The following is a 13,718-nucleotide window of genomic DNA, read 5'->3' as shown; positions in this document are numbered from 1 at the left end:
GAGTGTGACAGAAAAACAGGAAAGTGGCAGAAAATCGTCCAAGTCTGGCTTTTCTGCCACTACTGCCACGTGGGACATTCCGTCAGGCTGGACACATGGCAATCATCGTCGTCAGCGTCTTGGTCCTACTGGTCCTGAACGTACTAGCTCTTGCCGGCCGAACGCCCGACACTCGTCACGACGTCAGTCCGCACGGAGACTTCACCCTTTGAGGGCAAGTCTGGCCTTTCAATACACCGCAGCTGCGGTGGTGTGGGGAGCCAGTTTCCTCTTCATGAAGATCGGGCTCGAAGGTCTGTCCTTCACGCAAGTAGTTCTGTGGCGCTTGGTCTTCGGTGCGCTCGCGCTGGTTCTCGTGTCAGCGGTCAGCCGGATCGGCCTACCGAGGGACTTTCGCGTCTGGAAACACATGGCTTTTCTCGCAGCGACACAATGCATCGTGCCGTGGCTGCTGTTCAGTTGGGCGGAGCAAAACATGTCTTCGGGACTCGCGAGCATCTACAACGCCACCACGCCACTGATGACTATGGCTGTCTCCCTTGCCTTTCTGCCGGGGGAGACGCTGACGCGATACAAATCGCTGGGGTTGCTTCTCGGATTCGGTGGGGTGCTGATCGTATTGGCGCCGTGGAATCTCGGCGTCGGCGGAAGTGTCAGTTCTCAGGTCGCTTGCCTGGGAGCGACTGCGTCGTACGGGATTTCGTTTGTCTACCTCAGACGTTTCGTGCTTCCTCTCGGCGTCGACACCCGCACAGTCGCGCTATTACAGATCAGTATCGGAGCTTTCGTGATGGTTCTGGCCTCACCGGTCATCGCGAATACACCGATGCACCTGACGCCGGCAATTGTCCTGTCGATGATCGCTCTGGGCGCACTGGGGACCGGGCTCGCATTCATCTGGAACACCAATGTCGTTCAGGGGTGGGGGCCGACTGCGGCGTCCACCGTCACTTATCTCAGTCCAGTGGTGGGCGTCGCTCTCGGCGCAATAGTCTTGAACGAAAGCGTTGGCTGGAATCAGCCGGTTGGTGCACTCGCGGTGATCGCGGGAATCCTGGTGACCCGACGTGCAACCCGCTCTGTCACAGCGGCGGCGTCAGTAACCATTCCGTCTTCTGTTCGCCGTCCCAGCGCCTGATCGCGCCGCAGCGCCCGTGAATCACGTCGGTGCCCAGCAGGGCGATGGCTTCACCCAGACGTGCAGGTTCGACGCGTCGGGCGAGCGTTACATGAGGCGTCCACGCGCCGGGCTCGACGTGGGCGGGAAGTGCCGTCGAGCCAACTGTTGACTCGGCTATTTCTCGGTGCAGGTGAAGGAGTGCGCGCGAAGGAATGACCGAGCGCGCCAAGACCATCTGCTTGCCGCCGAACACGACGTAGCCACCGAGTCGGACCTCGAAGTCCGGGGCCGAGAAGCGCCGCTTCAACAGTTCGTCGATCTCCGCGGGGATCTCACGGGCGACGAACAGCGTGATGTGCGGACGGTTGGACGGGCTGTGATGAGAGGCCTGACTCGGTAAACCGGCGTCGGCGAGTAGCTGCCATTGTGCTCGCACTGCCGACTCACTCACTGGATCGAGGAGCAATTCCACCGACTGGACCATGGTGAGCAATGATTGCCTGATGACAGGTGCGAGCGCAATCGGTACTTCGGCCATGCGGCTGGGGCTCATGCACGGCGACGGAATCGGCCACGAAATCGTCCCGGCGACACGGCAGATCGTGGATGCGGCGTTGGCAGCGGTTCATGCTCCGCCCGTCGAGTGGGTCGAGCTTCCGCTCGGGAGTACGGCCATCGACAGCCACGGCACGCCGATTCCCGACGAGACCATCGATGGGTTGGGGCAGCTGCAGGGTTGGATTCTCGGACCCCACGACAGTGCGTCCTATCCGGAGAGGTTTCGCGGACAACTCACACCCGGCGGCGTCATCCGGAAGAAGTTCGAGCTGTTCGCGAACATCCGACCGGCAGCGGCGTTCCCCGGTGTCAAGGCAATGGTCCCCGACATGGATCTGGTGATCGTCCGCGAGAACACCGAGGGGTTGTACGCGGATCGGAACATGGCAGTCGGCAGCGGCGAGTTCATGCCGACGCCCGACATCGCGCTGGCCGTCGGTGTGTTCACCCGCGCTGCGTGTGAACGGATCGCACGCACTGCCTTCGCGTTGGCGTCGCGACGGCGCAATCACGTCACGATCGTCCACAAAGCCAACGTCCTCACACTGACCACCGGCCTGTTCCGTGACGCCTGCCGAACCGTCGCTGCGGAGTACCCACACGTAGTCGTCGACGACGAGCACGTCGACGCGATGGCGGCGCACCTGGTTCGACGCGGCGGCGACTTCGATGTCGTGGTGACCGAAAACATGTTCGGCGACATCTTGTCGGATCTGGCGGGCGAGCTGTCCGGTTCACTCGGAACCGCGCCGTCGATCAACGCTTCCGAGACGCAGGTCATGGCTCAGGCTGCGCACGGTGCAGCACCCGACATCGCCGGGAAGAATCGGGCGAACCCGACGGCACTGTTCCTCTCGAGTGCAATGATGCTCGACTGGCTCGGTGATGCGCGTGGCGATCGGTTGTTGTCTGCGGCAGCACGCCGCATTTCAGACGCGGTTCGCACGACCATCGCGTCGGGCATCGCGACCGCCGACCTCGGCGGTTTGGCATCGACCAGCGAATTTTCCGAAGTCGTGTACGCACACACTCTGCGTCGCTGATTCTTGTACGACAGGCCGGAATCTTGCGAAGTCGGCGACGGTGGAACTCCTGCCGTAACCTACCGTTCGACTGAATTTCGGATGGACGTTGCAAGTGCGGCGATCGACGAGTGGAGAGCAGAGTCGTGGTCGATGAAAACGCACGGGCACCAAGGCCACGTGGCGTGAGTTATGGCTCGAGCAGTGGCGGGCGTATCCGCGCCAACGTGGTGCGAGTCCTGTTGGTGGGCTTGATCGTCGCATTGTGCGGCGGATGTGTCACCAACAACGAGGGCCTCGTTCCGGAGGGGCCGCCACTTGATGTCCAGAAGGTGCCCGAGATCGCCGCACTTCTGCCGTCCAAGGTCACGGATTCGGGCAAACTGCAGGTCGGGGTCAACATTCCTTACGCGCCAAACGAATTCAAGGACGCGGACGGCAACATCGTCGGTTTCGACGTCGACCTGATGAATGCCGTTGCCGCCGTGCTCGGGGTCGAAGCTGTCTTCAACCAAGCCGACTTTGACAAGATCATCCCCGCTATTCAGTCGGGAAGCTACGACCTCGGCATGTCTTCGTTCACCGACTCCAAGGAGCGCGAGAAGACGGTCGACTTTGTCACGTACTACAGCGCGGGTATCCAGTGGGCCCAGCGGCCGGACAAGCCAGTCGATCCGAACAATGCGTGCGGGCTTCGGGTGGCGGTGCAGACCACGACCACCGAGGACATCGACGAGGTGCCGGCCAAGAGCGAGGCCTGCGTGGCCGAGGGCAAACCCCCGATCGACAAGATCAAGTACGACAGCCAGGACGACGCGGCCAACGCGCTCATTCTCGGTCGAGTCGACGCGCTGTCCGCTGATTCACCAGTGACCGGCTATGCGATCAAACGGAGCAAGGGCCGGATGGAAGCTGCGGGAGAACCCTTCGATTCGGCGCCTTACGGCTGGCCGATCGTGAAGGGCTCCGCCCTCGGTCCCGCCCTGCAGCAGGCAATGCAGTACCTGATCGACAACGGTGTCTATCAACAGATCGCGCAGACCTGGAGTGTCGAGGCCGGCGTCATCGAAGTATCCAAGATCAACGGCGCGGAAAGCTGATGAACATGACAACAACTGAGACCGGCGATCCGGTGCCGATCAAGGCGATTCCACTACGCAGACCTGGTCGTTGGATTGCCGCGGTCGTCGTCGTGGTCCTCTTCGGACTGTTCGTTTACGGCGCGGCGACCAACGAAGCCTTTGCATGGGGGACTTACGGTCAGTATCTGTTCGACAAACGCATCTCCGCTGGTGCGTGGACAACGATCCAGCTGACGGTGCTGGCAATGGTGATCGCGATCGTCCTCGGTGTGATTCTGGCAGTCATGCGACTCTCTCCCAACCCGGTGCTTCGCGCCGCGGCTTGGGGCTATCTGTGGATCTTTCGAGGAACACCTGTCTACGTGCAGTTGGTCTTCTGGGGCCTGTTCCCGTCGATTTACAAGAGCATCGATCTCGGTATTCCCTTCGTACATCAGTTTGCGCACATCAATCTCCAGGACTTGCAGGCAGCGTTTCTGTTTGCCGTGATCGGTTTGGCATTGAACGAGGCCGCCTACATGGCCGAGATCGTCCGCGCCGGCGTGAGTTCGGTCAACGAGGGCCAGACCGAAGCATCTGTTGCATTGGGTATGACGTGGAGTCAGACGATGCGACGAACCGTTCTACCGCAGGCGATGCGCGTCATCATTCCGCCGACCGGTAACGAGGTCATCAGCATGCTCAAGACCACCTCGCTCGTGACGGCGGTCCCTTACAGCTTCGAGTTGTACGGTCGAGCGCGCGATATCTCGGGCGCCAACTTCGAGCCGATTCCCCTGTTGATGGTGGCGGCGACGTGGTACCTCGCAATCACGAGTCTGCTCATGATCGGGCAGTACTACGTCGAGCGTCACTATTCGAAGGGCGCAACCCGAGCACTGACCACACGCCAACTTCAGGCACTGGCCGACGCGCAAGGAAAAGCTACGGTAGTGGAAACGCTTCCGGATACCCCCGGAGGAGAACGCAAATGACCCCCATGGTGAAAGCAGACCGAGTTTGTAAGAACTTCGGCGCATTGGAGGTCCTGAAAGGGATTTCGCTCGAAATCGACCCCGGTCAGGTCCTGTGTCTCGTCGGGCCGTCAGGGTCGGGCAAGTCGACGTTCTTGCGCTGCATCAATCACCTCGAGCAGGTCAACGCCGGCCGACTGTACGTCGACGGCGACCTGGTGGGCTACTCGGAGAAGAACGGAAAACTGTACGAACTTCACCCGCGAGCAGCGGCCAAACAACGCCGCGACATCGGGATGGTGTTTCAGCACTTCAATCTGTTCCCGCACCGCACCGCTCTCGAGAACATCATCGAAGCGCCGACGCAGGTGAAGCGCGTCAGTAAGAAGAAGGCTGTCGAACGAGCGAAGGACCTCCTCGATCAGGTCGGGTTGAGCGCCAAAGCCAACGCCTACCCGGCCCAGTTGTCGGGTGGTCAGCAGCAAAGAGTTGCCATCGCCCGCGCCCTCGCGATGGACCCGAAGCTCATGCTGTTCGACGAGCCGACGTCCGCGCTCGACCCCGAACTGGTCGGTGAAGTTCTCACCGTGATGAAGCAGTTGGCCAAAGAAGGCATGACGATGGTGGTCGTCACCCACGAGATGGGATTCGCCCGCGAGGTCGCCGACCAGTTGGTGTTCATGGACGGGGGAGTTGTGGTCGAGGCAGGCGAGCCGCGGGAACTCCTGGCCAATCCTCAGCACGACCGGACCAAGGCTTTCCTGTCGAAGCTGCTGTAGCCGTCAGGGTTTGACGGCGCTGAAAATTGCAGTGCCCGGAAAGAGTTGGCCGCGCAGGGGACTCCACTGTCCCCATTCGCGGTCCAACCACTCCGGCCATTCGGGCTCGATGATGTCGCGCACCTGAAGTCCGGCGGCGACGATCTCACGAACCCGGTCGCCGATGGTGCGGTGATGCTCGACGTAGGTGGGGACTCCGTTGTCATCGACCTCGACATACGGGGTGCGGTCGAAGTAGGGGAGGGTCGCGGTCAAGCCCTTCGGCCCGGGATCGTCGGGGAAGATCCATCGAATCGGATGGTTGACGGCAAAGACCCACGATCCGCCGGGACGCAGAACCCGGGCGACTTCGTTCATCACTCGCTGCGAATCGGCAACGAACGGGACGGCGCCGAACGCGGAACAGACGATGTCGAAACTCCCGTCGGCAAACGGCAGGAGTTCCGCACTTGCCTGAATCAACGGGACTGCCGGTCCGCCGGCATTCATCGCGTCCTGCCCGCGGGCGAGCATCCCCATCGAGATGTCGAGACCGACGGCCCGAGCACCATGTCCGGCGAGCCATCGGGCACACGGTGCCGAGCCGCAACCCACTTCCAATATGTCTTTGTCGACTATGTCGCCGAGCAAGTGGTGATCGCCCTCGTGCAGCCCTTCGGGGCACCAGACGAATTCACCTTCCGCGCTGTTCACGCCCAGAAACTCGCCGTGGGTTCGGTGGTAATCGTCGGCGTCGGCGTCCCACCACGCACGGCTGGCGCAGTCGCTGGCACTCGAATCGACACGGACTCGGCCGACGCCGCTGGTACCGAGAATGGAATTGGCAGCGGCATGGCGCTCGTCAGACATGAACAACACAGTAGAACGGGTGATGCGGGCGCAGGGTACCCGGGTTTGCCCGGCAAGATAGCCGACGCGTAGTCTTACTCACGCGAGTGTCTGTCATCCGACCGATTGTCTATACGAGATCTTTACCAAGGTCTCGGAATCGGTCGGACCGAGGGAGCTCGCGGTGCGCTTCCGCGGTGTGGAATGTGATCCGGTATTCGGTTGTTCGTTATTGATGCAGCTGGGTACTTCGATCTAGTACTTCACAAAGTACTTCCAACATTTGTACGCCACAGTTGCGCATCTCGTCCGACAAAATCCATCAACCGACCACAACTCGTCCGGAGCAATTCAACATATGCCCTCCACAACCGTCACCTCGCCGCAGGTTGCCATTAACGACATTGGCTCCGCCGAGGACTTCCTCGCCGCCATCGATGCCACGATCAAGTACTTCAACGATGGCGACATCGTCGAAGGAACCATCGTCAAGGTCGACCGCGACGAGGTTCTGCTCGACATCGGTTACAAGACCGAAGGCGTCATCCCTTCTCGTGAGCTCTCCATCAAGCACGACGTCGACCCCAATGAGGTCGTCTCCGTGGGAGATGCGGTCGAGGCTCTCGTCCTCACCAAGGAGGACAAAGAAGGTCGACTGATCCTGTCGAAGAAGCGCGCTCAGTACGAGCGTGCCTGGGGCACCATCGAGGAGCTCAAGGAGAAGGACGAGGCCGTCAAGGGCACCGTCATCGAGGTCGTCAAGGGCGGCCTCATCCTTGACATCGGTCTTCGTGGCTTCCTCCCCGCTTCGCTCGTCGAAATGCGTCGCGTCCGCGACCTCCAGCCGTACGTCGGCAAGGAGATCGAGGCCAAGATCATCGAGCTCGACAAGAACCGCAACAACGTGGTCCTGTCGCGCCGCGCATGGCTCGAGCAGACTCAGTCCGAGGTTCGCAGCGAATTCCTGCACCAGCTCCAGAAGGGCCAGGTCCGCAAGGGCGTCGTGTCCTCCATCGTCAACTTCGGTGCATTCGTGGACCTGGGCGGCGTAGACGGTCTGGTTCACGTTTCCGAGCTGTCTTGGAAGCACATCGATCACCCGTCCGAGGTTGTCGAGGTCGGCACCGAGGTCACCGTCGAGGTTCTCGACGTCGACCTGGACCGCGAGCGCGTCTCCCTGTCGCTCAAGGCAACGCAGGAAGATCCGTGGCGTCAGTTCGCCCGCACGCACGCCATCGGCCAGATCGTGCCCGGCAAGGTCACGAAGCTGGTTCCGTTCGGTGCATTCGTGCGCGTCGAAGAGGGAATCGAAGGCCTCGTTCACATCTCGGAGCTCGCTGAGCGCCACGTCGAGGTTCCGGACCAGGTTGTCGGCGTCGGCGACGATGCACTCGTCAAGGTCATCGACATCGACCTCGAGCGTCGTCGTATCTCGCTGTCGCTGAAGCAGGCCAACGAGGATTACAACGCCGAGTTCGATCCGTCCAAGTACGGCATGGCCGACTCGTACGACGAGCAGGGCAACTACATCTTCCCCGAGGGCTTCGATCCCGAGACCAACGAATGGCTCGAGGGCTTCGACAAGCAGCGTGAAGAGTGGGAGAACCGCTACGCCGAGGCTGAGCGTCGCCACAAGATGCACACCGCTCAGATGGAGAAGACCGCTGCAGACGAGGCCGCTGAGGCTGCCACCGCTGCTGCCGGCTACTCCTCGGAGACGGCTGCTGCAGACGACGCCGAGGCTCCGGCTGCTGCCGGCTCCGCTCCGGCCGAGTCCGCTGGCGGATCGCTTGCCAGCGATGCACAACTCGCCGCACTTCGCGAGAAGCTGTCGGGCAACGCATAAGGATTACCGCTTGATCTGATCAGGCGAGATCTGTGAAGAACCCCGCCCCTGCACGTGCAGGGGCGGGGTTCTTTTCTCTGCCAGGTGTCACTTGCGAGCGAAGAATCAATTCAGTGAGTGAACACAAAAATGACCGGCACCGAAGGGTTGCCGGTCATTTTGTACTTCGTGAAGAGAACTCAGTTTGCGGGAGCAGGCACCCAGTAGGTGGCGGTCGCTTCGGCTGTGCGCTTACGCATCGACGCGAAGCTGTGTCGGCCTTGGCTCACGAGCATCGTGAACCACGTACGACGGTGCTCTGCCAGGGCAAAAGCAACTTCGGGAAACTCTATGCAGTGCACGCCGTTCGGCATTCCGAGGCGGTGCTGACCGTGATGGTCGCGATCTGCTCGCATGGCGTCCACTTTCTCGAGAAGGTGCAGGTACAGGTGCGTTCGCTAGAACATAACCGCACGGTCACCGAAATTGTGGTATTTGAGCCTCGAACGCCCCGGCGTGTTCGATCAGTAGGCGTGTCTGAATCTCTCGGGCGCGGAGATGAGAGACTGTCGAGTGTGTTGAGAGTTGGCCTCACTGGAGGCATCGGAGCCGGTAAGTCGACAGTGTCGAAAATCCTCAGCGAACTGGGAGCCGTCATCGTCGACGCCGACCTGATCGCCCGAGAAGTGGTCGAGCCCGGTACTCCGGGACTTGCCGCTCTGGTCGATGCATTCGGCGACGGGATTCTGTCCGAGGACGGCAGCCTCAACCGACCCGCGCTAGCGTCGTTGGCGTTTGCCGACGACACGTCACGCGGAACTCTCAACGGCATCCTCCACCCACTGATCGGTGCGCGGACGATGGAGCAGATTTCGTCTGCGCCGTCGGATGCAGTGCTCGTTCAAGATATTCCGCTGTTGGTCGAGGGTTCGATGGCGCCGGCATTCAATCTGGTCGTCATCGTTTACGTCGACGAGGAGGAACGAGTTCGGCGCTTGGTGGGCTCGCGCGGCATGCCTGAATCCGACGCTCGTGCGCGCATCGCAGCGCAGGCAAATGACGATCAGCGTCGTGCTGTTGCCGACGTGTGGCTCGACAACAGCGGAGAGCCGGGTTCACTCGACGACGTGGTCCGCGACTTGTGGGCGAATCGACTTGTTCCCTTCGAGAAGAACCTCCGCGAGGGCACGGTAGTGCGCGCACTGCCCGAGCTGACTCCAGCCGACCCGTCGTGGCCGGCGCAGGCCGAACGAATCATCGGCCGGTTGTCGTTGGCGTCCGGTGACCGTGCGCGCCGTATCGATCACATCGGATCGACCGCAGTGCCTGGTCTCGATGCCAAGGACGTGATCGACATTCAGATCACTGTCGAGCACCTCGGCGTTGCCGACGATCTCGCGGAAGATCTGGCCGCTGCCGGGTTCCCCCGGATCGAGCACATCGTCGCCGACGACCCGAAACCGTCGTACCTCGGTGGCGAGACCGATCCGGCGGTGTGGGCGAAGCGAATTCACGGAAGCGCCGATCCAGGGCGCCGCGCGAACATCCACATTCGGGTGGATGGTTGGCCGGGTCAGCAGTTCGCGATCCTCTTCCGTGACTGGCTTCGCGCCGACGCAGCGGCGCGTGCCGAATATGCCGAACTCAAGGTCAAGGCAGCCGAGAGTGCCGCCGGCATCGACGACTACGCCGCTGCGATCGATGCCTACCTGGGAGTCAAGACGCCGTGGTTCGACGCCGCTTTCCACCGGGCATGGGAGTGGGCCGAGAAATCAGGCTGGTCCCTCTAACCACTCAGCGCCACGTGACCGGCATGCCCACCGAGGTGAGCCAGGCGTCGAGATCGTGACCGTGGGCGGCGATGCCCTCGATAGCGCGGGCCGCGTTCAGCATCGCACGCTCTGACGTCTTCGGGTCGAGAATCCCGGCGGTGTTCGCCTCGAGCAATTCGTCGACGTCGAGCAATTCGACGCTGCGTCCGGTCTGCACGATCAGGTCGAGGTAGTGGTCCTCGGACGTCCAGACCTGGTCGCCGCGGATGAAGTCGCCGATGTCGACATAGAAATCCCAGTCTCGGATGTGTTCCGGGGTGAAGTGCAGGATCGACGCCCGAATTCCGAGTTCGGGAATGATCCAGGACTCCAGGTAGTGAAACCGGGGATGGTCGGCGTGGCGCGCCATGTACAGCCCCCACGGTTCTTCGCGGTAGTGCTCGACCGGGCGAACGAAGCCCTTGGGATCGACGTTGGTGCGAGCTGCGATGTCGAAGGTTTCGACCTTCGGCCGGTGAATGTGGGGACGTTCCTCGCTCATGGTCGAAGAACCTACCGCCGAACTGCATTTTCGGCTGAACGCGGACGAGCGGGCATTGTGTCGGTAGGTGCGCTTACCCTGGTTTCATGGCGTTTGCTTCCGAACATCCCGTGGTTGCGCATTCCGAGTTTCGGCCGGTTGGTGACATCGAGCGCTCAGACGCGCGCTTCGAGGTCGTCAGCCCGTACGAACCGGCAGGCGATCAGCCGGCAGCTATCGCCGAGCTGGAGAAACGGATCAACGAGGGGGAGAAGGACGTAGTCCTCCTCGGTGCGACCGGTACCGGCAAGTCGGCCACGACTGCGTGGTTGATCGAGAAGCTGCAGCGCCCGGCTCTGGTGATGGCTCCGAACAAGACTTTGGCGGCTCAGCTCGCGAACGAGCTTCGGGAAATGCTACCCAACAACGCGGTCGAGTACTTCGTCTCGTACTACGACTACTACCAACCCGAGGCGTACATCGCCCAGACGGACACCTACATCGAGAAGGATTCGTCCGTCAACGACGATGTCGAGCGGCTGCGCCACTCGGCGACGTCCAGCCTTCTGTCACGACGGGACGTGGTCGTGGTGGCATCGGTGTCGTGCATCTACGGCCTCGGTACACCGCAGTCGTACCTCGATCGCTCGATTCAGCTGGACGTCGGTGTGGAGGTGCCGCGGGATGCGTTCCTGCGTCTGCTCGTCGACGTTCAGTACAACCGCAACGACATGGCGTTCACGCGAGGTTCGTTCCGCGTGCGCGGCGACACGGTCGAGATCATTCCGTCGTACGAAGAGCTGGCGGTCCGCATCGAATTCTTCGGTGACGAGATCGAGGCACTGTACTACCTCCATCCACTGACTGGTGACATCGTTCGCCAGGTCGACACGGTTCGTATCTTCCCGGCGACGCACTACGTCGCCGGCCCTGAACGCATGGAGCGCGCCGCCAAGGACATCGAGGCGGAACTCGAAGAGCGACTCGCCGAGCTCGAAGGCAAGGGCAAGCTCCTCGAGGCTCAGCGTCTGCGCATGCGTACGCAGTACGACCTCGAGATGATCAAACAGGTCGGATTCTGCTCCGGCATCGAGAACTACTCGCGCCACATCGACGGCCGTGGCCCTGGAACTGCCCCCGCAACCTTGATCGACTACTTCCCGGAAGATTTCCTTCTGGTCATCGACGAGTCGCACGTGACGGTTCCTCAGATCGGCGCCATGTACGAGGGCGATATGTCGCGCAAGCGAAACCTGGTCGAGTTCGGATTCCGGCTACCGTCGGCAACAGACAACCGCCCTCTGACTTGGGAAGAATTCAGTCAGCGGATCGGTCAGACCGTCTACTTGTCGGCGACACCAGGTAAGTACGAGTTGGGTCAGTCCGGCGGTGAGTTCGTCGAGCAGGTGATCCGCCCGACCGGATTGATCGATCCCGAGGTCATCGTCAAACCCACCAAGGGACAGATCGACGATCTCGTTCACGAAATCCGCGAGCGAGCGGAACGTGACGAGCGTGTGCTGGTCACGACGTTGACCAAGAAGATGTCGGAAGATCTGACCGATTACCTGCTCGAACTCGGTATTCGCGTCCGCTACCTGCACTCGGATATCGATACGCTCCGGCGAGTCGAGTTGCTCCGTCAGCTCCGCCTGGGGGAGTACGACGTGCTGGTCGGCATCAACCTCCTGCGTGAGGGACTCGACCTTCCCGAGGTGTCGCTGGTCGCGATTCTCGATGCCGACAAAGAAGGTTTCCTACGTAGCTCCACCAGCCTCATTCAGACGATCGGCCGAGCGGCTCGAAATGTATCCGGTCAAGTGCACATGTATGCGGACAAGATCACCGCTTCCATGGCGCAGGCCATCGAGGAAACCGAGCGACGACGCGAGAAGCAGGTCGCCTACAACGAGAAGATGGGCGTCGACCCACAACCTCTACGCAAGAAGATCGCGGACATTCTCGATCAGGTGTACGAGGAGGCAGAGGACACTGCGGCGTCCGTGGACGTCGGTGGTTCGGGTCGCAATGCGACGCGTGGTCGGCGTGCGCAGGGTGAGGCCGGTCGTGCGGTCAGTGCGGGTGTGTACGAGGGGCGCGACACCAAATCGATGCCTCGGGCCGAATTGGCAGATCTGGTCAAGGAACTCACCGATCAGATGATGAACGCTGCACGTGACCTTCAGTTCGAGTTGGCTGGGCGATTGCGAGACGAAATCTCGGATTTGAAGAAGGAGCTTCGAGGAATGGACGCCGCGGGTCTCAAGTAGGTCGCCTCGCGTGCGTTCGTGCTTTCGACCGCTACGGTTTCAGGTATGGATGCACAGACTGCAGGCAAGACCGCGCGGACTCTCGAACTTCTCCATTCCTTGGCGTACTTCGTCCCGGAGACGGAGAAGGAACTTGTCGGCGTCGGGTTGGAGCCTGGCCGAATGGTGTACTTTGCCGGGCGATCAGCTCCGCTCGGCGCTCCACCCGCGACTGTCGTCACGGCCACCTTCTTCAACTTCAATCCTGAATTGATCGCCAGTGTCATCCCACGTGCCTGGGAATTGGCAAGGCCCACAGAGGTTGTCGCCGCGCGGTATCGGGCAATCGACGCGGCGTACGTCCGCCTGTTCGGTGCAGACGTGACAGGATCGGCGGACATGGCCGAGGCCGCCGAACTCGTGTCGATCGCTGCCCAGAACATTCCTGGAGTGGACGGCCGCCCTCTGTACGCGGGTTGGGCGTCGCTCGACTGGCCGGCCGAGCCGCACCTGCGTTTCTGGCACGCGCTGACACTGCTGCGTGAGTATCGCGGTGACGGCCACATTGCGGCCCTTCAGACCGCGGGATTGAACGGCCTGGACGCGTTGATCACGCACACCGCGACGGGAATCGGGTTTCAGCGCAAATTCGCGCAGACTCGTCGCGGATGGTCGCAGGAACAGTGGGACGAGGCCGTCGAGAGTTTGAAGGACCGCGAACTGCTGGATCGTTCGTCCGGTGCGCTGACCGAGGACGGGCAGGACTTGCGTGACGTCGTCGAAGACCTGACGGACGACCTCGCTTTGGCTCCGTGGGATGCGCTGGGTGAGGAGGGTGCCAAGCGGTTGCTGGAATTGGCGACGCCGTGGCGTACCGCCCTGGTCGAGCAGGAAGTATTTCCGGCGGCGCTGTTCGGGCCCCGCTTTGGCAAACTTCGCTGAGTGGTCACCACCGAACAAATGTGTCTGTGACGAAGAATCACATTCACTGTGGGCTTGTGGCGTGTACT

General features: G+C 61.5%; 13 protein-coding genes. 9 read left to right on the top strand and 4 right to left on the bottom strand.

What is annotated here, in order from left to right; all coding sequences use genetic code 11:
* Nucleotides 1–208: 208 nt before the first annotated feature.
* Nucleotides 209–1,138, top strand: a complete 930-nt coding sequence (locus tag RHP72_RS16040; RefSeq protein WP_058227012.1) for a DMT family transporter — start codon at nt 209–211, stop codon at nt 1,136–1,138.
* Here RHP72_RS16040 and RHP72_RS16035 read toward each other — a convergent pair.
* Complete coding sequence (locus RHP72_RS16035; protein ID WP_311093584.1) at nt 1,083–1,658, bottom strand: 2'-5' RNA ligase family protein; 576 nt, start codon at nt 1,656–1,658, stop codon at nt 1,083–1,085. The two genes, RHP72_RS16040 and RHP72_RS16035, sit on opposite strands and share 56 nt — an antisense overlap.
* Here RHP72_RS16035 and RHP72_RS16030 point away from each other — a divergent pair.
* The 4 genes from RHP72_RS16030 to RHP72_RS16015 all read left to right on the top strand — a co-directional run bounded on the left by RHP72_RS16030 (nt 1,624) and on the right by RHP72_RS16015 (nt 5,514).
* Entirely contained in the window at nt 1,624–2,721 is a 1,098-nt protein-coding gene (locus tag RHP72_RS16030) for an isocitrate/isopropylmalate dehydrogenase family protein (RefSeq protein ID WP_311093583.1), read from the top strand. The two genes, RHP72_RS16035 and RHP72_RS16030, sit on opposite strands and share 35 nt — an antisense overlap.
* A 206-nt stretch (nt 2,722–2,927) precedes the next feature.
* Nucleotides 2,928–3,800, top strand: coding sequence for an ABC transporter substrate-binding protein (locus tag RHP72_RS16025; RefSeq protein ID WP_024487476.1), 873 nt, complete (start codon nt 2,928–2,930; stop codon nt 3,798–3,800).
* Nucleotides 3,800–4,756: an amino acid ABC transporter permease gene (locus RHP72_RS16020; RefSeq protein WP_019748635.1), complete on the top strand. Its 957-nt coding sequence runs from the start codon at nt 3,800–3,802 to the stop codon at nt 4,754–4,756. Before RHP72_RS16025 ends, RHP72_RS16020 begins: the two co-directional genes overlap by 1 nt.
* On the top strand, nt 4,753–5,514 hold the full coding sequence (locus RHP72_RS16015; protein ID WP_019748634.1) for an amino acid ABC transporter ATP-binding protein: 762 nt from the start codon (nt 4,753–4,755) through the stop codon (nt 5,512–5,514). Before RHP72_RS16020 ends, RHP72_RS16015 begins: the two co-directional genes overlap by 4 nt.
* Nucleotides 5,515–5,517: 3 nt before the next feature.
* Here the strand turns inward: RHP72_RS16015 and RHP72_RS16010 are convergent, their stop codons facing one another.
* Nucleotides 5,518–6,363 carry a class I SAM-dependent methyltransferase gene (locus RHP72_RS16010; protein ID WP_311093582.1) on the bottom strand — a complete coding sequence of 282 codons (846 nt, stop codon included), beginning with the start codon at nt 6,361–6,363 and terminating at the stop codon, nt 5,518–5,520.
* A gap of 337 nt (nt 6,364–6,700) precedes the next feature.
* On the opposite strand from RHP72_RS16010, the gene rpsA reads away from it, so the two are divergent.
* Nucleotides 6,701–8,188 carry a 30S ribosomal protein S1 gene (gene rpsA, locus RHP72_RS16005; RefSeq protein ID WP_003944095.1) on the top strand — a complete coding sequence of 496 codons (1,488 nt, stop codon included), beginning with the start codon at nt 6,701–6,703 and terminating at the stop codon, nt 8,186–8,188.
* Between the two features lie 179 nt (nt 8,189–8,367).
* On the opposite strand, the gene RHP72_RS16000 is transcribed toward rpsA, so the two are convergent.
* Nucleotides 8,368–8,583, bottom strand: coding sequence for a hypothetical protein (locus RHP72_RS16000; protein ID WP_003944056.1), 216 nt, complete (start codon nt 8,581–8,583; stop codon nt 8,368–8,370).
* A gap of 159 nt (nt 8,584–8,742) precedes the next feature.
* Here RHP72_RS16000 and coaE point away from each other — a divergent pair, with 159 nt between their 5' ends.
* Nucleotides 8,743–9,957, top strand: a complete 1,215-nt coding sequence (gene coaE, locus RHP72_RS15995) for a dephospho-CoA kinase (RefSeq protein WP_047272286.1) — start codon at nt 8,743–8,745, stop codon at nt 9,955–9,957.
* 4 nt (nt 9,958–9,961) lie between these two features.
* On the opposite strand, the gene RHP72_RS15990 is transcribed toward coaE, so the two are convergent.
* Nucleotides 9,962–10,480 (bottom strand): DUF402 domain-containing protein, encoded by a 519-nt coding sequence (locus tag RHP72_RS15990; protein ID WP_003944071.1) that lies wholly within the window; start codon nt 10,478–10,480, stop codon nt 9,962–9,964.
* Nucleotides 10,481–10,566: 86 nt separating this feature from the next.
* On the opposite strand from RHP72_RS15990, the gene uvrB reads away from it, so the two are divergent.
* Together uvrB and RHP72_RS15980 are read left to right on the top strand one after the other, a co-directional pair.
* Nucleotides 10,567–12,729, top strand: a complete 2,163-nt coding sequence (gene uvrB / locus RHP72_RS15985) for an excinuclease ABC subunit UvrB (RefSeq protein ID WP_007728743.1) — start codon at nt 10,567–10,569, stop codon at nt 12,727–12,729.
* A 45-nt stretch (nt 12,730–12,774) separates the two neighbouring features.
* A complete protein-coding gene (locus RHP72_RS15980) occupies nt 12,775–13,650 on the top strand; it encodes an SCO6745 family protein (protein ID WP_007728746.1) in 876 nt (291 codons plus the stop codon).
* The last annotated feature ends 68 nt before the right edge of the window (nt 13,651–13,718 follow it).

The sequence above is a fragment of the Rhodococcus sp. SG20037 genome, from assembly GCF_031763325.1.
Lineage (GTDB): Bacteria > Actinomycetota > Actinomycetes > Mycobacteriales > Mycobacteriaceae > Rhodococcus_F > Rhodococcus_F qingshengii.
The sequence above is the reverse complement of the archived record's forward strand: the minus strand, read 5'-3'. Positions and strand labels throughout refer to the sequence as shown.

What these genes read in the sequence shown, in the direction of transcription:
- RHP72_RS16000 (WP_003944056.1), bottom strand. Translation starts at nt 8,583, where the DNA reads ATGCGAGCAGATCGCGACCATCACGGTCAGCACCGCCTCGGAATGCCG.
- RHP72_RS15990 (WP_003944071.1), bottom strand. Translation starts at nt 10,480, where the DNA reads ATGAGCGAGGAACGTCCCCACATTCACCGGCCGAAGGTCGAAACCTTC.
- RHP72_RS16035 (WP_311093584.1), bottom strand. Translation starts at nt 1,658, where the DNA reads ATGGCCGAAGTACCGATTGCGCTCGCACCTGTCATCAGGCAATCATTG.
- RHP72_RS16030 (WP_311093583.1), top strand. Translation starts at nt 1,624, where the DNA reads ATGACAGGTGCGAGCGCAATCGGTACTTCGGCCATGCGGCTGGGGCTC.
- RHP72_RS15980 (WP_007728746.1), top strand. Translation starts at nt 12,775, where the DNA reads ATGGATGCACAGACTGCAGGCAAGACCGCGCGGACTCTCGAACTTCTC.
- RHP72_RS16015 (WP_019748634.1), top strand. Translation starts at nt 4,753, where the DNA reads ATGACCCCCATGGTGAAAGCAGACCGAGTTTGTAAGAACTTCGGCGCA.
- rpsA (WP_003944095.1), top strand. Translation starts at nt 6,701, where the DNA reads ATGCCCTCCACAACCGTCACCTCGCCGCAGGTTGCCATTAACGACATT.
- RHP72_RS16020 (WP_019748635.1), top strand. Translation starts at nt 3,800, where the DNA reads ATGAACATGACAACAACTGAGACCGGCGATCCGGTGCCGATCAAGGCG.
- RHP72_RS16010 (WP_311093582.1), bottom strand. Translation starts at nt 6,363, where the DNA reads ATGTCTGACGAGCGCCATGCCGCTGCCAATTCCATTCTCGGTACCAGC.
- uvrB (WP_007728743.1), top strand. Translation starts at nt 10,567, where the DNA reads ATGGCGTTTGCTTCCGAACATCCCGTGGTTGCGCATTCCGAGTTTCGG.